Origin of the sequence: Elioraea tepida (assembly GCF_019203965.1) — a bacterium.
Taxonomy (GTDB): domain Bacteria; phylum Pseudomonadota; class Alphaproteobacteria; order Acetobacterales; family Acetobacteraceae; genus Elioraea_A; species Elioraea_A tepida.
The window spans coordinates 1841763-1859004 of sequence record NZ_CP076448.1 but is presented as its reverse complement, the minus strand read 5'-3'; the positions used below and the strand labels follow the sequence as shown (position 1 = coordinate 1859004).

Annotated in this window: 17 protein-coding genes and 1 pseudogene; 7 read left to right on the top strand and 11 right to left on the bottom strand. The window is 72.4% G+C overall.

What is annotated here, in order from left to right; genetic code table 11:
• Window positions 1-3: 3 nt before the first annotated feature.
• The 4 genes from lptF to cysQ form a co-directional block, all read right to left on the bottom strand.
• Entirely contained in the window at window positions 4-1131 is a 1128-nt protein-coding gene (gene lptF, locus KO353_RS08950) for an LPS export ABC transporter permease LptF (RefSeq protein WP_218284323.1), read from the bottom strand.
• A gap of 34 nt (window positions 1132-1165) precedes the next feature.
• Window positions 1166-2623, bottom strand: coding sequence for an FAD-binding oxidoreductase (locus KO353_RS08945; protein WP_218284322.1), 1458 nt, complete (start codon window positions 2621-2623; stop codon window positions 1166-1168).
• Between the two features lie 93 nt (window positions 2624-2716).
• Complete coding sequence (locus KO353_RS08940; RefSeq protein WP_218284321.1) at window positions 2717-3694, bottom strand: L-threonylcarbamoyladenylate synthase; 978 nt, start codon at window positions 3692-3694, stop codon at window positions 2717-2719.
• Window positions 3691-4473 (bottom strand): 3'(2'),5'-bisphosphate nucleotidase CysQ, encoded by a 783-nt coding sequence (gene cysQ, locus KO353_RS08935; protein WP_218284320.1) that lies wholly within the window; start codon window positions 4471-4473, stop codon window positions 3691-3693. Before cysQ ends, KO353_RS08940 begins: the two co-directional genes overlap by 4 nt.
• A 129-nt stretch (window positions 4474-4602) precedes the next feature.
• Between cysQ and KO353_RS08930 the strand changes: the two genes are divergently transcribed.
• The 3 genes from KO353_RS08930 to KO353_RS08920 are packed head-to-tail and all read left to right on the top strand — an operon-like array spanning window position 4603 to window position 8048.
• Window positions 4603-6144 carry a leucyl aminopeptidase gene (locus KO353_RS08930; RefSeq protein WP_218284319.1) on the top strand — a complete coding sequence of 514 codons (1542 nt, stop codon included), beginning with the start codon at window positions 4603-4605 and terminating at the stop codon, window positions 6142-6144.
• 24 nt (window positions 6145-6168) lie between these two features.
• Window positions 6169-7590, top strand: a complete 1422-nt coding sequence (locus KO353_RS08925) for a leucyl aminopeptidase (RefSeq protein WP_218284318.1) — start codon at window positions 6169-6171, stop codon at window positions 7588-7590.
• A gap of 8 nt (window positions 7591-7598) precedes the next feature.
• Window positions 7599-8048 (top strand): DNA polymerase III subunit chi, encoded by a 450-nt coding sequence (locus tag KO353_RS08920; RefSeq protein ID WP_218284317.1) that lies wholly within the window; start codon window positions 7599-7601, stop codon window positions 8046-8048.
• Here KO353_RS08920 and KO353_RS08915 read toward each other — a convergent pair whose 3' ends face one another.
• The 4 genes and pseudogenes from KO353_RS08915 to KO353_RS08900 form a co-directional block, all read right to left on the bottom strand.
• Window positions 8049-8843, bottom strand: a complete 795-nt coding sequence (locus KO353_RS08915) for a DUF3891 family protein (RefSeq protein WP_218284316.1) — start codon at window positions 8841-8843, stop codon at window positions 8049-8051.
• A 4-nt stretch (window positions 8844-8847) separates the two neighbouring features.
• A complete protein-coding gene (locus tag KO353_RS08910; protein WP_218284315.1) occupies window positions 8848-9813 on the bottom strand; it encodes a Bug family tripartite tricarboxylate transporter substrate binding protein in 966 nt (321 codons plus the stop codon).
• A 61-nt stretch (window positions 9814-9874) separates the two neighbouring features.
• The gene (locus KO353_RS17065) at window positions 9875-10267 is read right to left on the bottom strand and encodes a thermonuclease family protein (RefSeq protein ID WP_407928182.1); all 393 of its coding nucleotides are present in this window, start codon (window positions 10265-10267) and stop codon (window positions 9875-9877) included.
• 76 nt (window positions 10268-10343) lie between these two features.
• Window positions 10344-12206 (bottom strand): annotated as a pseudogene (locus tag KO353_RS08900) (ABC-F family ATP-binding cassette domain-containing protein); the annotation flags it as partial.
• Window positions 12207-12332: 126 nt separating this feature from the next.
• On the opposite strand from KO353_RS08900, the gene ndk reads away from it, so the two are divergent.
• Window positions 12333-12755, top strand: coding sequence for a nucleoside-diphosphate kinase (gene ndk / locus KO353_RS08895; RefSeq protein ID WP_218284313.1), 423 nt, complete (start codon window positions 12333-12335; stop codon window positions 12753-12755).
• A 46-nt stretch (window positions 12756-12801) separates the two neighbouring features.
• Here the strand turns inward: ndk and KO353_RS08890 are convergent, their stop codons facing one another.
• From KO353_RS08890 to purM, 3 genes are read right to left on the bottom strand one after another with little or no spacing between them, the layout of a single operon-like run.
• On the bottom strand, window positions 12802-12987 hold the full coding sequence (locus tag KO353_RS08890; protein ID WP_218284312.1) for an aa3-type cytochrome c oxidase subunit IV: 186 nt from the start codon (window positions 12985-12987) through the stop codon (window positions 12802-12804).
• A gap of 17 nt (window positions 12988-13004) precedes the next feature.
• On the bottom strand, window positions 13005-13649 hold the full coding sequence (gene purN / locus KO353_RS08885; RefSeq protein ID WP_218284311.1) for a phosphoribosylglycinamide formyltransferase: 645 nt from the start codon (window positions 13647-13649) through the stop codon (window positions 13005-13007).
• An 11-nt stretch (window positions 13650-13660) separates the two neighbouring features.
• Window positions 13661-14719: a phosphoribosylformylglycinamidine cyclo-ligase gene (gene purM, locus KO353_RS08880; protein WP_218287322.1), complete on the bottom strand. Its 1059-nt coding sequence runs from the start codon at window positions 14717-14719 to the stop codon at window positions 13661-13663.
• A 128-nt stretch (window positions 14720-14847) separates the two neighbouring features.
• On the opposite strand from purM, the gene KO353_RS08875 reads away from it, so the two are divergent.
• The 3 genes from KO353_RS08875 to KO353_RS08865 are packed head-to-tail and all read left to right on the top strand — an operon-like array spanning window position 14848 to window position 17239.
• Entirely contained in the window at window positions 14848-15471 is a 624-nt protein-coding gene (locus KO353_RS08875) for a hypothetical protein (RefSeq protein ID WP_218284310.1), read from the top strand.
• Window positions 15468-16061 (top strand): CDP-alcohol phosphatidyltransferase family protein, encoded by a 594-nt coding sequence (locus KO353_RS08870; protein ID WP_235691766.1) that lies wholly within the window; start codon window positions 15468-15470, stop codon window positions 16059-16061. Before KO353_RS08875 ends, KO353_RS08870 begins: the two co-directional genes overlap by 4 nt.
• Window positions 16058-17239, top strand: a complete 1182-nt coding sequence (locus tag KO353_RS08865; protein ID WP_218284309.1) for an AI-2E family transporter — start codon at window positions 16058-16060, stop codon at window positions 17237-17239. Before KO353_RS08870 ends, KO353_RS08865 begins: the two co-directional genes overlap by 4 nt.
• The last annotated feature ends 3 nt before the right edge of the window (window positions 17240-17242 follow it).

Sequence of the window (17242 nt, the reverse complement as noted above, 5' to 3'; positions counted from 1 at the left end):
CCCCTACCCCTCCGCCGCCATGCCGCCGGCGAAGGGCAGTCGGTGCGGGGGCGGGCGGATCAGGAGCGCGAGCGCGACCGCCCCCGGCAGGACCGCATGCACCCAGATCAGAGGGATCAGCCCGAGCCGGCTCGCGGCGGCGTTGCCGAGCGCGAGGCCAGAGGCGACGAGGGTGGCTCCGATGCCGACGGCAGCGAGCACCCGGCCCGTCCGGCCATGGCGGCTGAAGCCGCCGCCGAGCATGATGGCGAGCGCGACGGAGGCGAGCGACAGGGTGAGCAGCGGGCCCGCGAGCCGCTGATGCGCCTCGACCGCGAAACGGCCGCGGTCGCGCTTGCTGACATTCTCCGAGGCCGGCGGGTCGAGCAGTTCAAGCACCCCGCGTTCGCGCGCGTCACGATAGCGCACCTCCTCGCGCTCGGCCGGCGCGGCGAGGGTGAGCGTGTTCTCGGCGAAGGTGAGAAGGCGAAGCCGGCCGGTGCGTGGGTCGAGCTCCTGGCGGGTGCCGTTCTCGAGCCTCACCTGCGGCAGCTCGCCCGCGATCAAAAGCCGGCCACGCTCGGCGAGGATGGTCGCCGGCGCGCCGCGGTCGCGCTCGTCATGCACCAGGATACCGTGGAAGGTGCCGTCGGCATCGCGCTTGCGGACATAGACGGTGAGCCCCTCGCCGAGCGTGTTGAACACACCCTCCTGGATCAGAACCGCCGCCATGCGGTTGCGGATCTCAAACTGGTATTCGCGGAACATCCGGTAGCTCTCGGGCACGACCCAGAGATTCATCGTCCAGCCGATCAGCGCCGCCGCTGCCGCGAGCGTGAGGCCGGGGCCTGCCAGCGCGACCTGACTTACGCCCGCGGCACGCATCACGACCGTCTCGCGGTCACCCTCGAGCCGAGTGTAGACGGCGAGGATGACGATGAAGGTCGCGACGGGGAGGATGATCGCGACGAAGTTCGGCAGCATGAACACCGTCAGTTCGAGGAACACGAGCAGCGACAGCCCGCGGTTCAGCACGAGCTCGATGAAGCGGAGCGCCTGGGTCAGCCACACGAGCAGGGCAAGCCCCGCCGTCACCGCGACGAGCCCCAAAGCGAGCTGGCGAAACACGTAGCGGAAGAGGTGGCTTCCCATCCGCGCTGCCCCTGCCTCCTGCCTCTCGCCGCCGTCAGGCCGAGATGACGACCTTGCCGGGATTCATCAGGTTCCCCGGATCGATCGTCCGCTTGATCGCGCGCATCAGATCGAGCTCCGGCCCCGCCCGCCAGGCGGCGAGGGTGCGCGTCTTGAGCCGGCCGACGCCGTGCTCGGCCGAGAAGCTGCCGCCCAAGGCTCGCACCACGCCGTTGACCGCCTCCGCCACCTCGTCCCAGCGCGCGAGGAAAGCCGCACCGTCCGCGCCTTCCGGTGCCGAAAGATTGAAGTGGATGTTGCCGTCCCCGACATGGCCGAAGGCGCAGACGCGGACCCCCGGGATCAGCGCCCTGCAGGCGGCCGAGGCTTGGGCGATCAGATCTGGCACGCGGCTGACGGGGACCGAGACATCGTTCTTGATCGAGGCGCCCTCGCGCTTCTGCGCCTCGGAGTGCTCCTCGCGCAGACGCCACAGCGACGCCCTCTGCGCCTCGCTCTCGGCGATCGTGGCGTCGAGCACCAGGCCGTCGGCATAGGCCCCCTCGAGCACGGCCTCGAGCCCGTGGCGCAGCCCGGCATCCGGCCGCGGCGAGGAGAGCTCGACCAGGCAGTAGTGCTCGTGGCGCGCGCCGAAGGGGTCGGCCGCGCCGGGGATGTGGCGGAACACGAGCTCAAGCCCGAAGCGCCCCATGTACTCGAAGGCGGAGAGCGAGGCGCCGTCATGCCTCTGGAAGCGGTTGAGCAGGGCGAGCGCCGCCTCCACCGACGGCACGGCGGCGAACGCAAGCTGGATGTCGCTGGGGCGGGGGAACAGTTTCAGCACCGCCCGGGTGATGATGCCGAGCGTGCCTTCGGCGCCGATGAAGAGGTGGCGCAGGCAGTAGCCGGTATTGTCCTTCCTCAAGCGGCGCAGCATATCCAGCACGCGGCCGTCGGGCAGGACCACCTCGAGGCCGAGCACGAGATCGCGCGCGTTGCCGTAGCGCAGCGTGGCGTTTCCTCCCGCATTGGTGCCGAGCAGGCCGCCGATCTGCGCCGTTCCCTCCGACCCAAGCGAGAGCGGGAAGAGGCAGCCCGCCTCTTCGGCCGCCTTCTGCACGGAGGCAAGCACGGCGCCGGCCTCGACCGTCATCGTCATGTCGGCGGGGTCGAGGTCGAGGATCCGGTTCATCCTGCCCACCGAGATCACCACCTCGTCGCCGGCCTCGTGCGGCACCGAGGCACCGACCAGCGAGGTGTTGCCCGCCTGAGGCACCATCCGCACCCCCGCCTCGGCGCAGAGCCGGACGGCCTCGGCGCATTCGGCGGTGGACGCAGGCCGGAGGATGGCGGGGGAGCGGCCCGTCCAGAGGCCCCGCCACTCGGTGACGTAGCCCCGCATCTCGGCCGGATCGGTGATCATGCCCCGGTCGCCGAGCAAGGCGCGAAGTCGCTCGGCGAGCGCCGGCGTGAAGCCGTGGCGCGCGACCTGGGGCGGGGTTGTGTCAGGCATGGTCTCGCTCGCTGTCCTCGATCCGGCCAGCGAGGCTTGCCGCCTCGCCTCCCTTGGGTCAACCACGCCCTGGGCAGCGCTCGGGCTTGGAGATCAGCGCGGTGCCGCAGCGCGTTTCAAGCGGTCGTTGATGGCCAAACCTAGGCCCGACGATGGCACGGGCATCGCCGCGATCCGCCGAAGCCCGCGGGCCCGTCCCTCGGCGTCGAGGAAACGCAGCCCCGAGAACAGCCGTGCGGCGGCCTCGGCGAGATCGCCCCGCTCCGAGAGGTTAAAGGCGAGCGGTGCCAGCGGCACCTCCGGCCCGAAGGCGAGCAGCGCCTCGTCCTCGCCCGCACGCTCTGCGAGAAGCCGCACCGGCAGGACGGGCGCGTAATGGGAGACGAGAAGCCCGGGCGAGCGGAGCGTGCGCGACGCCTCCGCCGCCTCAGGGGCGAGCGGCCGGGCGACCGGGCCGATCACCTCCTCGATCGCCTCGATCGTCGCGCCGCCAGGTCGGAGCAGCACGGGAACGGGTCCGCTCAGGTCGAGCACGGTCGATTCGACACCGATCGGGCACGCCCCGCCGTCGACCACCGCCTCGATCCGCCCGGCCAAGTCCTCGAGCACGTGCTGAGGTGCGGTCGGGCTCACCGCTCCGGAGCGGTTCGCCGAAGGGGCCGCCACCGGCACGGCAGCGGCGCGGAGCAGCGCGAGCGCCACCGGGTGCGCAGGCACGCGCAACGCCACCGTCTCGAGCCCGGAGCGGGCGAGCAACGCGACCGGGCAGTCACGGCGGCAGGGCAGGACGAGCGTCAGCGGCCCCGGCCAGAACGCCTGTGCGAGACGCTCGGCGCGCTCATCCGCGCGGCCGAGAGCGAAGGCCCCCGCCGCGTCGGCCGCGTGCACGATCAGCGGATTGAAATGCGGCCTGCCCTTGGCCTCGAACACGGCGGCGACCGCGCGGTCATCGGTCGCGTCCGCGCCGAGGCCGTAGACCGTCTCGGTCGGGAAGGCGACGAGACGCCCCGAGCGGAGCAGCGACGCAGCCTCGGCGATACCAGAGGTGTCGGCGCCAAGACGCCGCGTCATTCGCGGCCCCGGCAGAGGAAGTCGGGGTTGCGCCAGCCGGGCTTGCCGTAGCGGAGCGGAGCGCCGCCCGCGGTGGTGACGCTTCCGCCGGCCGCCTCGACGATCGCCTGCGGCGCTGCCGTATCCCATTCCATCGTCGCGCCGAAGCGCGGGTAGAGGTCGGCCACGCCTTCGGCGACGCGGCAGAACTTGAGGGCGGAGCCGGCATGGACGACGCGCGCGGCGCGATGAGCCTCGGCGAAGGCGACGATCCGCTGGTCATCGCCATGGTGGCGCGAGGCGAACACCACAGGCCCAGCGGCCGGCACCCTGCGTGCCGCGATCGGGCGCCGGCCTGACGCGTCCTCCTTCCACGCGCCGACCCCGACGATGCCGCCGAACACCTCCCCGAACGCCGGCAGGGCGACCGCTCCGACCACTGGCCGCCCCGCTTCGACGAGGCCGATGTTGACAGCGAACTCGGGCCGTCCGGCGGCGAACTCGCGCGTGCCGTCGAGCGGGTCGACCAGCCAGAACCGAGAGGCAGGGCCAGGGTCACGCCCCTCCGCCACCGCCTCCTCGGCGACCACCGGGATCTCGGGCGTGGCGGCACGCAGGCCGGCGAGGATCAGCCGCTCCGCGGCGCGATCGGCCTCCGTCACCGGCGTGGCATCCGCCTTCGTCTCGACGGCGGCGCCGCACGACCGGACGGCCATGACCACACGGGCCGCGTCGCGCGCGAGCCGTTCGGCAAGCGCGAGCAGGGCGGATGTGTCGGACGGGCACGGTGCGAAGGCCACGGCGTTCTCTAGCCCGGCCGTCGCGGATGGCAAAGCGGCAGGTCGGTCGCTACAGTCGCGCGCCTGCTCCCCTTCCTCCACGCGCCACGTCTGTCACACACCACGCGAGGTTTCCCGCCGATGTCGTCGATGCCCGAGATCCTGTTCGCCAAGCCGTCGCTGCCGAGCTCCGGCGCACTTGCCGTCCTCGTGGCCGAGGACGCGCTCGAGGCCGCGTTCGCCGACCTCGACGCGGCGACAGGCGGAATGGTCTCGCGCGCCGCCGCGGCCGCCTCGTTCAAGGGCCGCAAGGGGCAGAGCTGCACCATCCTCGCGCCGTCGGGCCTCGGTCTCTCGCGGATCGTTCTCGTCGGGCTCGGCAAGGCGGAGGAGCTCACGCCGCTCGCCGTCGAGGAGGCGGGCGGAACGGCCGCTGCCGCGCTGCTTCAGGACGAGGAGGCGGCGATCGACGCCCGCGCCGCCTCCGCCGGAGCGGTGGGCAAGGCCGGGCCGGCGCGCGCAGCGTTTGGCGCGGTGCTGCGCTGCTACCGCTTCGACAAGTACCGCACCAAGGAGAAGCCGGAGGACAAGCCGAAGCTCAAACGCATCACCGTGCTGGCCGATGACCCGGCCGCCGCGCGGGCTTCCTGGCCCTCGGCGAAGGCGGTGGCGGAGGGCGTCTTCCTCGCCCGTGATCTCGTCAGCGAGCCGGCGAACGTGCTCACGCCCGCCGAGATGGCGGAGCGCTGCCGCGCGCTCGAGGGGCTCGGCCTCGCGGTCGAGGTGTTCGGGCCGAAGGAGATGCGCAAGCTCGGCTTCGGCGCCCTGCTCGGCGTCGCCCAGGGCTCGGCGAACGAGCCCCGCATGGTGGTGCTGCAGTGGCACGGAGCCACAGCGGCGGGCAAGGCCGGGGGAAAGGGCGGCCGCAAGGGTGCGAAGGCCGCCCAGGCCGCGAAGCCGCTCGCCTTCCTCGGCAAGGGCGTGACCTTCGACACGGGCGGGATCTCGATCAAGCCCGCCGCCGGCATGGAGGACATGAAGTGGGACATGGCCGGAGCGGCCGCGGTGATCGGGCTGATGGCCGCGCTTGCCGGGCGGAAGGCGAAGGTCGACGCCGTCGGCCTCGTCGGGCTCGTCGAGAACATGCCCTCCGGCACCGCCCAGCGGCCGGGCGATGTCGTCACCACCGCCTCCGGCCAGACGGTCGAGGTTCTCAACACCGACGCCGAGGGCCGGCTCGTGCTCGCCGACGTGATGTGGTACTGCAGGAAGCGTTTTGATCCCGCACTGATGATCGACCTCGCAACGCTCACGGGGGCGATCATCATCGCGCTCGGGCACGAGCATGCCGGCCTGTTCGCGAACGACGACGCGCTCGCCCAGGCGATCACGGCGGCGGGCAAGGCGACCGGCGAGACCGTGTGGCGCATGCCGCTCGGCGAGGCCTATGACCGGATGCTGAAATCCGACATCGCCGACATGAAGAACATCGGCGGCCGGCCGGGCGGGTCGATCACGGCCGCTCAGTTCCTGCAGCGCTTCGTCGACGGCTGTCCTTGGGCGCATCTCGACATCGCGGGCACGGCCTGGAGCACCAAGGACAAGCCGACCGTGCCGAAGGGGGCGACCGCCTTCGGCGTGCGCCTGCTCGACGCCTTCGTCGCCGAACACCACGAGGCGGCCAAGGCCTGAGGAGGCCCACCTCGGCGTGCGGGGATGATCGCGGTCCGCTTCCGCAGGCGCATGCCCGACAAGGGCGCCCGCGCCCTGCTCGCGGGCCCCGGTGCGGTGCCCGATGCCACGCCGCCAGGGTTCACAGGGGCGGCCGAGGAGACGTCGTCGTGGCATGACGCCTCCGGCAGGCGGCTGATCTGCGCCGGACTCGGGCGCGTTCCCTCGGCACGCATGGTGCGCGAGGCGGCGGGCCGCGCGGTGTCGCTCGCGCATGGCGAGAGTCGGCTTGCAATCGACGCCCGGGCGCTGCCGCCGGCGCTCGCCGCCGAAGCCGCGGTCGGCGCGGTGTTGCGCGCCTGGCGCTTCTCGGGGGCGCCGCCGCCGCGCGAGGACGACCCCGAGCCGCCGCCACCCTTGCTCCGGCGGATCGACATCGTGGTGACAGGCAAGCGCGAGGCGAGAGCGGTGTGGGACGCGCTCCGCCCCGGGGTGGAGGGAACCCTGTTCGCGCGCGAGCTTGTCACGGAGCCCGCGAACCGCCTCACCCCTCGCCGCTTCGCCCGGCGCCTGCGCGCGCTCGAACGGCACGGGGTCACGATCGAGGTGCTCGGGCGAAAGGCGTTGCGCGAGGCAGGGTTCGGTGCGCTGCTTGCGGTCGCGCGCGGCTCAGCCGAGCCGCCCTGCGTCGTCGTGCTGCGCTGGAAGGGCAGGCTCGAGGTTCCGCCTGTCGCCTTCGTCGGCAAGGGGATCACCTTCGACACAGGCGGGGTCTGCCTCAAGCCCGCCGAGAGGATGTGGGAGATGCGTGCCGACATGGCAGGTGCAGCCGCCTGTGCGGGGGCGATGCTCGCGCTCGCGCTGCGCCAAAGCCCCGCGCCGGCGGTGGCCGTGCTCGGGCTTGCCGAGAACATGATCGGGGCGGAGGCGCAACGGCCCTCCGACGTCGTCCGGACCGTCGACGGAACGACCGTCGAGGTCGTGGACACAGACGCCGAGGGCAGGCTCGTGCTCGCCGACTGTCTCGCCTGGACGCTCCGCCGCTTCGCCCCCCGCGCGGTGATCGACCTCGCGACACTCACGGGCTCGATTGTGGTCGCGCTCGGGCACCATCGCGCCGGCCTGTTCGCAACCGATGCCGCGCTTGCCGCGCAGATCGCCGCCGCCGGCGAGGCAGTGGACGAGCCCGTTTGGCCGATGCCGATGGGCGGCGGCTACACGCAGGCACTCGAGAGCCCGATCGCCGATCTGCGCAACTGCTCGCCCGAGCGCCGGCAGCCCGATGCCTGCCACGCCGCGACGTTCCTCAAGCATTTCGTCGGCGACGCGAAATGGGCGCATCTCGACATCGCCGGCGTCGAGGCGCGGGAGGAGGACGAACCGCTCGGGCCTCGCGGCGCGACAGGGTTCGGCGCCCGGCTGCTTGATCGCCTCGTCTCGCTCCGCTTCGAGACCGAGGAGGTATGAACCGGGCGATGCCCGAGCGCGGCTTCTACCACCTCACCCGAACCCCGCTCGAGACGGCCCTGCCGAAGCTGCTCGGCCGCGTGCTCGCGCTAGGCGAACGCGCGGTGGTGCTGATCGGCGAGCCCGAGCGGCTCGAGCCGATCTCGACGGCTCTCTGGCTCTCGGCCGACCCCGACTGGCTGCCGCACGGGCATGCCGGCACCGGCCATGCCGACCTGCAGCCGATCTGGCTCACGACCGTCGCCGAGAACCCCAACGGAGCGCGACACCTCTTCCTGGTCGCCGGAGCGGACGCCGAGGACGCCTCCGCCTTCGCCCGCGTCTTCGACCTGTTCGACGGGGAGGACGAGGCGGCCGTTGCGGCAGCACGGCGTCGCTGGGCGGCGGCGCGGGCGCGCGGGGAGACACTGACCTACTGGCAGCAGACGGAGCGCGGCTGGGAGCGCAAGGGCGGCTGATCAGCGGGGCGTCAGCACCGCTCGCACCTCGACCCGCGGCGCGGCCAAAAGTGCGGAGCGCATCAGGGCATCGTCGGCGAAGGGGCCTTCGGGCAGCACCTTGCCCTCGCAGACGACGGCAAGCTGCGGCATCGAGAAGGGCCAGGGATCGACCGCGATCCGTTCCGGATCACCATCGATGGCGGTGAGCGTCACCGTCGTAAGCCCGTGTGCGTCCGGCACCTCGGCGACCTCGCGCGCGTCCGTAAGCCCGTGGCAGATGATCAGAGACATCAGGTCCCACGCCAGCACGAGCGCGCGGTTGCGCTCGACCGCCTCCGGCCGCGACGCCTCGGCCCAGGCAGGGTCGGCCGCGAGGGAGGCGAGCAGCCGCTCCTGGCGGCGCGACTCGGAGGCGTTGTAGGCCTCGACAGCGGCGGCGTCGGCGCTGCCGGGCGGGGACTTCCCGAAGCGCACATAGATGCCCATGCCGTGCAGCGAGATCAGCAGCGCGACATAGCGTCCGAGCGAGGCCTCGGCGATGTCGACGCCCCTTGCCCAGAGCGGGGCGTGCACGCTGCGCGGCAGGCTCGTGAAGCTGTAGGGCAGGCCCGTGGCCGGATCGCGCGTCGGCTCCGCCTCCCAGGGCAGCCAGCCGATGTCGTGCTGTTCGGCGGCGAGGCACACCGCCTCGCGCGGTGTCACCGCGCCGAAGCGCTGATTGCCCCAGGCGCGGGCAAGCTGGCCGCTGATCCAGGCATGCGCGGGCTGCGGCACCGCAACGGCGGGGCGACCCGCGAGACGACGGAACAGCACCTTCTCACTCCATCCGGATCCCGGTGAGAGCGACGAGCTCCTGCCAGCGTGCGACCTCCGCCTTCTGGAAGTCGGCGAACTCGGCGGGCGGCAGCGGCGCCGGCGCGAAGCCCATGCCGGCGAGCCGCTCGCGCATCGCGGGTTCGGCGATGATCGCAAGCAGCGCGTCGGCGAGCTTGTTAATGATCGGCGCGGGCGTGCCTGCCGGCGCCCACATGCCGAACCAGGCATCGACGGAGAGTCCCGGCGCTCCGGCCTCGTCGAAGGTCGGCACCTCGGGCGCCTCCGCAAGCCGCGCCGGGGCGCCGATCGCAAGCGCCCGGAGCTTGCCCTCGCGCACGAGCCCGACGACCTGCGGCCAGGTGGAGATGAAGTAGTCCACAACCCCGGCCACCGTATCCTGTGTGGCCTGCGCCCCGCCGCGATAGGGAACGTGGGTCGCGTCCATTCGGAAGCGCCGGGCGAGGCTCTCGGCGATCACGTGGCTCGCCGAGCCAACGGAGGAGGAGGCATAGGTCACGCGGCCCGAGCGCCCCTTCGCCACGAGCTCGGCGAGCGTCTTCGCCGGGTGGTTCGCCGGCACCACGAGAGCGTGGTGAACCGAGGCGAGGCGGGCGATCGGGGCGAAGCTCTCCACCGCGTGGTAGGGCAGGTTCCGCGCCATCGCCTGGTTCGAGGCGTGGGTCTGGTTGTTGCCGAGGGCGAGCGTGTAGCCATCGGGCGCCGCCTGGGCCACCGCCTGGGTGCCGACGATCGCCCCGCCTCCGGGCCGGTTCTCGACCACCACCGCTGCACCGCCCCAGAGCTCGGAGAGGCGCTGGGCAAGGGCGCGGCCGAGCAGGTCGGTCGAGCCGCCGGGGGGATAGGCGATGACGATCCGGATCGGGCGGGAGGGATAGGGCTCCTGCGCGACGGCGGGCAGCGCCAGCGCGGCGGCGGTTGCGGCGAAGAGCGAGCGTCGGTCGAGCATCGGCGAGGTCCTCCCCGCCCCTGCGCTACGGGGTCGCGCCGGCGGCGTCAAGCAAGAGCGGTCAGCGCCGCGCGCCGCGGCGCTTGGAGTGGCCGAGCCGGTCGAGCTCCTGCCCGACGTTCCGGCCCTCAACCGTCACGTCCGCGACGATGCGGCCGCGGTTTATGTGGTGCGGCGTGACGGTCACGCTCCTGCCCTCGACGCGGCGCCTGAGCGCCTCGGTCGCGGCGCGGTGCCCGCGCTCGCCACGCTCCGGAGCATCGATGCCGCGGAGGCGTATCCGGCGGCCGTCGGTGCACTGGAGGGTGTCGCCGTCGATCACCCGCGCGACCGTGCAGGAGGAGGGGTGGGCGGGCAGGGTGCGGTCGGGCTCGCGCCACTGCGCGTTGGCCTCGCGCGGCGCGACGAGCGCAAGAAGCGCCGAAGCGACAAGGCCGATCCTGAAATGGCGCATGGTCGCGTTCTCCGTCCTGAAACGGACGCGAGTGTTGCGACCAAGGGTTGCCGATCGGTTGACGGGGGCGTCGCTCGGCCGCTTCGAGCGCGGCCTGCGCCTCGAGCCAAGCCTCCTCAGCGGCGGCGGTCTCGCGCGCGATCGCGGCGAGTCGGGCGTTGGCGCGGGCGATCTCCGCCGCCTGGCCGCCGCCCTCGTAGAGCCTCGGATCGGCAAGCCGTGCCTCAAGAGCGGCGCGTTCAGCGGCGAGCTCAGTGATCACCCGTTCCGCCTCCGCGACCTGGCGGCGCAGCGGCGCGAGGGCGGCGCGCGCCTCGGCACGGGCGCGGCGATCCTCAGCCCGCGCCCCGCCGCGCTGCGCCCCCGCTTGCGGGCGCGACCGCTCGGCGAGCAGAGCGCGGTAGTCGTCGAGGTCGCCCTCGAAGGGCGAGACGGTGCCGTTGGCGACAAGCCAGAGGCGATCGGCCACAAGCTCGATCAGGTGCGGGTCGTGGCTGATCAGCACCACCGCTCCGGAATACGCGGCGAGTGCGCGCACCAGCGCCTCGCGGGCATCGATGTCGAGATGGTTGGTCGGCTCGTCGAGGATCAGAAGCCCCGGTGAGTCGCGCGTGGCGAGCGCGAGCAGGAGCCGCGCCTTCTCGCCGCCGGAGAGCGCGCCGACCTTCGTCCCGGCTCGGTCCGCGTCGAGGCCGAAACGGGCGAGCTGAGCTCTCACCTCCTGCGTCGTGGCGCGCGGCAGGGCGCGCGCCATGTGGTCGATCGGCGTCTCGGAGAGGGCGAGCTCCTCCTCCTGACTTTGGGCGAAGTAGCCGACCTTGAGTTTCGGCGCGCGGAAGAGCGAACCCTTCAGCGGTGCGAGCCGGCCGGCAAGCAGCTTGGCGAGCGTCGACTTGCCATTGCCGTTGCGGCCGAGGAGAGCGATCCGGTCGTCCTGGTCGATCCGGAAGGAGAGGTTCTCGAGCACCGGCCTCGCGCCGTAGCCGACGGCGGCGCGATCGGCGGCGAGGATCGGGGGCGGAAGCGGCTCGGGCTCCGGGAAGGAAAAGTGCGCGGGCGCCTCCTCGACCACCGCCTCGATCACCGGCAGGCGCGCGATCGCCTTGAGACGGCTCTGCGCCTGGCGGGCCTTCGAGGCCTTGGCGCGGAAGCGATCGACGAAGGCCTGCAGCTCGGCGCGACGGGCGGAGATTCGCGCCGCCTCGGCCGCCTGGCGCTCGGCCCGTTCGGTGCGCAGCCTGACGAACTCGGTGAAGCCGCCCGGGGTGACGGTGATCTTCCCCCGCTCGAGATGGGCGATCGCATGCACGGCCGAATCAAGCAGGGAACGGTCGTGGCTGACGATGATCGCCGCACCGGAGAAACGGGCGAGCCAGCCCTCGAGCCAGAGCGTCGCTTCGAGGTCGAGATGGTTGGTCGGCTCGTCGAGGAGCAACAGATCGGGCTCGAGGAACAGAGCGGTGGCGAGTGCGGCGCGCATCCGCCACCCCCCCGAAAACGAGCCGATGGGCCGCGCCTGCGCGTGCGTATCGAAGCCGAGGCCCGCGAGGGTCGCGGCCGCACGCGCGGGTGCGGCGTCCGCGCCGATCGCGCGCAGACGGTCATGGATTTCGCCGAGCCGCTCGGGCGGCGCCGTCTCGGCCTCCGCAAGCAGGCGTGCGCGCTCGACATCGGCCGCAAGCACGGTGTCGAGAACCGACGCCTCTCCCGAAGGCGGCTCCTGCGCCACGCGTCCGAGCCGGACGCGCGGGGAGAGAGCGAGCGTGCCGCCATCGAGCGAGAGTTCGCCCGCGATCGCCTTCAGAAGCGTCGATTTGCCCGCGCCGTTGCGGCCGACGAGGCCGACACGCCGCCCCGCCTCGAGGGTGAAATCGGCCCCCGCGAGAAGCGTCCGGCCAGCGACGCGGATCGTCGCCTCGCGCAAGGTGAGGATGGTCATGGCCCGCAGCCCATGGGCACGGGTCTAGCCTCGACCCGCGCGGCGGCGGAAGAGCGTGGCGGCTTTCCTTTTCCCGGGCCTTGGCGTAGAGGCGCGCGCATCGGAAACACGCCAAAGGGACGGGGGATGGCCATCGAGCGCACCTTCAGCATCATCAAGCCGGATGCGACGCGCCGCAACCTCACCGGGAAGATCAACGCGATCTTCGAGGAGGCGGGGCTCAGGATCGTCGCGCAGAAGCGAATCTGGATGAGCCGCCAGCAGGCGAAGACCTTCTACGCCGTGCACGCCTCTCGCCCATTCTTCCACGAGCTCGTCGACTACATGTGCTCCGGCCCCGTCGTGGTGCAGGTGCTCGAGGGAGAGAACGCGGTGGCGCGGAACCGCGAGCTGATGGGGGCGACCGATCCGGCCAAAGCGGCCGAAGGCACGATCCGCAAGCTCTACGGCGAGAGCATCCAGGCCAACAGCGTGCACGGCTCCGACAGCCCCGAAACAGCGGCGGCAGAGATCGCCTACTTCTTCGCGGGCTCAGAGATCGTCGGCTGAGGCCGGGCTGAGCGGGCCGACGCCCTCGGCGCGGTCGCGCCCCGGGTCAGAGAAGGAAGATCGCGAGCAGGATCAGCACCGCGGCCACAGCGGCGACCGCGTAGGTTGTGAAGGTGGTGAACCCGCCGAACATCGCCTGGCGCTCGGCGATCAGCTCCGTCTCGGCAGCGCTCTCGCCCGCCGTCACTGCGCCTGCTCCGTGCTCCGCCATCGTCTCAACCTGTCGTTCCATTGCAGTTTGCCGCGGTTCTAAACGTCGTCGGTGGAGAGCGGCAAGGGGTTGGCGAGCAGCGACTCTCCTGGCGCCGGCACGCCCGCCTCGCCCCGGGCGACGAGGGCGAGGGCTGCGGGGTAGAGGCGGTGTTCGGCGGCGAGCACGCGTGCGGCGAGCGAGGCCTCGGTGTCGCCCGGCAGCACCGGCACAGCGGCCTGGGCGACGATCGGCCCCTCGTCCATCGCCTCGGTCACGTGGTGGACGGTGCAGCCATGAAGCTTCACCCCGGCGGCGAGAGCGCGCGCATGGGTATCGAGCCCCGGGAAGGCCGGCAGGAGCGAGGGGTGGATGTTGAGCATGCGCCCCGCCCAGGCGCGCACGAGGAACGGCGTCAGGAGCCGCATGTAGCCGGCAAGGCAGACGAGTCCGACGCCCTCCTTCCGCAGCGCCGCATCGACCGCCCGCTCATGCGCCTCGCGGTCACGCCCGAAGGCGCGGTGGGGGATGGTCAGGGTCGGGATGCCCGACGCTTCGGCATGGGCAAGTCCGGGGGCGCCCTCGACATTCGACAGCACGAGCACGATCCGCGCGGGATAGTCAGGCCGCGCGGCGGCCGCGACAAGCGCCCGCATGTTGCTGCCGCGGCCGCTGATCAGAACCGCGACGGGAACGCGCTCCATGGCCTCGCCGGTCAGCCGAACCAGCCGGGCGGCGGCGCGATCGCGACCGAGGCCTCGCCCGTTCCGGGCTCGATCCTGCCGATCGCCACCACGCGCTCGCCCTCAGCCTCGAGACGCTGCCGCGCCGCTTCTGCCTTCTCCGCCGCCACCACCACTGCCATGCCGATGCCGCAGTTGAATACCCGCAGCATCTCCTCGGGCGCCACCCCGCCCGTCCGTGCGAGCCAGCCGAACACGGGGGGCGGCGTCCAGGCGGCGGCGTCGAGCACGGCGACGGTTCCGGCCGGCAACACGCGCGGCAGGTTGCCGACAAGTCCGCCGCCGGTGATGTGGGCGGCGGCCTTGATCAGCCCCGCGCGATGCGCCGCGAGCAGGGACCGGACGTAGATCCGCGTCGGCGTGAGCAGTGCCTCGCCGAGCGTCTGGCCGGGCGCGAAGGGGGCGGAGGCGTGCCAGCCGAGCCCTCCGGCGGCGACGATCCGGCGCACGAGAGAGAAGCCGTTCGAATGCACGCCCGAGGAGGCGAGGCCGAGCACCACGTCGCCCGCACCGACATCGGGCGCGGGCAGAAGCGCGCCGCGCTCAGCGGCGCCCACGGCGAAGCCGGCGAGGTCGTAGTCGCCAGTGGCATAGAGGCCGGGGAGCTCGGCCGTCTCGCCGCCGACGAGGGCGCAGCCCGCCTCGCGGCAGGCTTCGGCGATGCCGCCGATCACGGTCGCCGCCTCCTCGACCGAGAGCCGTCCGGTCGCGAAGTAGTCGAGGAAGAACAACGGCTCCGCCCCCTGCACCACGAGGTCGTTGACGCACATCGCGACGAGGTCAATGCCGACGGTCGCGTGCCGTCCCATCTCGATCGCGAGCTTGAGCTTGGTGCCCACCCCATCGGTGGTGGCCACAAGCACCGGGTCCTTGAAGCCGGCGGCCTTCGGGTCGAACAGCGCCCCGAAGCCGCCGATGCCCCCGATCGTTCCGGCACGGGCGGTGGCGCGGGCGAGCGGCGCGATCCGCCGCACGAGAGCATCGCCCGCATCGATGTCGACGCCGGCGTCACGGTAGGTCAGGCTGGCGATGTCTGCCTCCGATCGGCTAAGGGGTGCGCTCCGGCCGGGCCGCGCGGCGGCCTGCCGCGAGCCCAGGGGGATCGCGCGTGACAATAGAGGCGTGGGGACGAGAAATCAGCCGCCCATCGCGCAGGCCGGTGTGGCGGCGCACGGTCCTGGCCGCGGCCGCGGCGGCGGTCGCTCTCGCCCGCCCGGGCACCCTTGCCACCGCCTCGGCCCAAGGCGCGGGCTTCACGGTCAGCGGCATCGCAGCAGAGGCGACGGCCGAGACCGCGATCGCCGCCCGCGAGCGCGCGATCGCCGCTGGGCTCCGCAGCGCCTGGCTCGCTCTGCTCGCGCGCGAGGCGCCGGCGGAAGAGGCCCGCCTTGGCGCCGTGAGCGCGGACGAGCTCGAGCGGCTCGTCGAGAGCTACGAGGTGGAGAACGAACGCCTCGGCGCCACGCGCTATGCCGCGACGCTGACGGTGAACTTCCGCCCCGATCGGGTCCGGTCGCTCCTTGCCGCCACGCCGGGGCGCGCCCCGGCTGCGCGGCTCGAGGTCGCGGCTCCGCTCCAGGGGGTGAACGACTGGGTTGAGCTCCGCCGCCGCCTCGCCAACGCCCCCGCGGTCGGCGGCTACGAGCTCCTCTCCCTGTCGCGGCGGGAGGCGAGGCTCGCTCTCTCCCTGCCGGGCGGGGCGGCCGGCGCGGCGGCGCTCGAGCAGGCCGGGCTGCGCCTCGCCGACGGCCCGACCGGCCCTGTGCTCACCCTGATGCCGTGACCTCCGTTCTCGGCGGGATGGGCGAGGGGCGAGGCCTCGGCCGCGGCGGCATGATCACGATCCCGAACGCGATCACGCTCGCGCGTCTCTGCGCCGTGCCGCTCGCGGTGTGGCTGATCCTCAAGGGCGAAATGGTGCTCGCCTTCTGGCTGTTCGTCGCCGCCAGCGTCTCGGACGCGTTGGACGGCTACATCGCCAAGCGCTTCGGCGCGCAGACCGCGGTCGGCGCCGTGCTCGACCCGGTGGCGGATAAGGCGCTGCTCGTCACCGTCTATGTGACGCTCGGGCTGACGGGGCGGCTCGCCGATTGGCTCGTGATCCTCGTCGTGTTCCGCGACGTGTTCATCGTCGGCGGGGTGCTCATGCTCTACGTGCTCGGCTCGCCGCCCGAGATCAGGCCGCTGCCGGTCTCGAAGGTGAACACGGCGCTGCAGATCGCGCTCGCTGCGCTCGTGCTGTTCGACAACGCCTATGGCGTGCCGGCGCTGATCGTGGTGGACGCGCTGGTGTGGGGGGTGGCAGCCTCAACGCTCGCCTCCGGCGTCGCCTATGCGGCGCGCTGGGTGCGTGGCGGAGGTGCCGCGGCATGAGCCTGCGAACCGCTCCCGAACCGGTGGAGGACCACGCGCGGGAGCCGACCCTGGGGCGGTCGAGCGTGCCGACCGCTGACGTGGGCACAACCGCGAGGCCAGGGCCTGCCGAGCGGCTGCGCCGGCAGCGCCTGATCGCGTTCGCCGTCGGGGTGGCGGCGCTTCTGCTTGCGCTGCACCTCTTCGCGGGGATCCTGCTTCCCTTCGTGGTGGCGGCTCTGATCGCCTACCTGCTCGACCCGCTGGCGGATCGGCTCGAGGCGATCGGCATGCCGCGCGGTCTCGCCGCCTTCCTGCTCGTGACCGGCGTGTTCGCCCTGTTCGTCCTGTTCCTGCTTCTGTTCTACCCGCTCCTGCTCGCGCAGCTGACCATCCTGATCTCGCGGATCCCCGATTATGTCGGCGCGCTCCGCGTGCTGATCACCGAGAGCCTGTTGTGGCTTGCCGATACGCTCGGACCGGAGGTGGTGGACCGCCGCCTGCGTGAGCTCGCCGTCGGCCAGGCGGCGGGCATGCTCGGCTGGATCGCCGGCGCCTTGGGGACGCTGATCGGCGGCGGCGCGCGGCTGTTCACCGTTCTTGCGCTCGCCATCGTTACCCCTGTCGTCGCCTTCTACCTTCTGCGCGACTGGCCGAAGATGCTCGCTGCGATCGACGGCTGGATCCCGCGCCGCTACCTCGCCACCACGCGCCAGATCGCGGCCGAGATCGACCGCGTGCTCGCGGCTTGGGTGCGCGGCCAGGCGATCATCTGCCTCCTGCTCGGCGCCTTCTATGCGGTCGCGCTCACGCTTGCCGGGCTCGAGCTCGGGCTGATCGTCGGGCTGACGGCGGGGATCATCAGCTTCATCCCCTATGTCGGGACGCTGACCGGCTTCGTGATCGGCATCGGCATGGCGGCGATGCAGTTCCCGACCTGGCAGGATGTCGCGGTCGTCGCCGCGATCTTCGTCATCGGACATACGGTCGAGGGCTACATCATCTATCCGCGCCTGCTCGGGGACAGGGTGCAGCTTCACGCGGTGTGGGTGATCTTCGCCCTGTTCGCCGGCGGTGCCGCCTTCGGCTTCCTCGGCGTTCTGCTCGCGGTTCCTGCGGCGGCGGCGATCGGGGTGATCGCGCGGTTCTGGCTCCGACGCTATCTCGCGAGCCCTCTGTTCAACGACCGCGACGGCTGAGAC

Coding starts and splice junctions, on each gene's coding strand:
- KO353_RS17065 (WP_407928182.1), bottom strand. CDS start 10,267: ATGCGCCATTTCAGGATCGGCCTTGTCGCTTCGGCGCTTCTTGCGCTC.
- KO353_RS08920 (WP_218284317.1), top strand. CDS start 7,599: ATGCCCGAGCGCGGCTTCTACCACCTCACCCGAACCCCGCTCGAGACG.
- KO353_RS08940 (WP_218284321.1), bottom strand. CDS start 3,694: ATGACGCGGCGTCTTGGCGCCGACACCTCTGGTATCGCCGAGGCTGCG.
- KO353_RS08890 (WP_218284312.1), bottom strand. CDS start 12,987: ATGGAACGACAGGTTGAGACGATGGCGGAGCACGGAGCAGGCGCAGTG.
- KO353_RS08930 (WP_218284319.1), top strand. CDS start 4,603: ATGCCCGAGATCCTGTTCGCCAAGCCGTCGCTGCCGAGCTCCGGCGCA.
- purN (WP_218284311.1), bottom strand. CDS start 13,649: ATGGAGCGCGTTCCCGTCGCGGTTCTGATCAGCGGCCGCGGCAGCAAC.
- lptF (WP_218284323.1), bottom strand. CDS start 1,131: ATGGGAAGCCACCTCTTCCGCTACGTGTTTCGCCAGCTCGCTTTGGGG.
- KO353_RS08945 (WP_218284322.1), bottom strand. CDS start 2,623: ATGCCTGACACAACCCCGCCCCAGGTCGCGCGCCACGGCTTCACGCCG.
- KO353_RS08910 (WP_218284315.1), bottom strand. CDS start 9,813: ATGCTCGACCGACGCTCGCTCTTCGCCGCAACCGCCGCCGCGCTGGCG.
- ndk (WP_218284313.1), top strand. CDS start 12,333: ATGGCCATCGAGCGCACCTTCAGCATCATCAAGCCGGATGCGACGCGC.
- KO353_RS08925 (WP_218284318.1), top strand. CDS start 6,169: ATGATCGCGGTCCGCTTCCGCAGGCGCATGCCCGACAAGGGCGCCCGC.
- KO353_RS08865 (WP_218284309.1), top strand. CDS start 16,058: ATGAGCCTGCGAACCGCTCCCGAACCGGTGGAGGACCACGCGCGGGAG.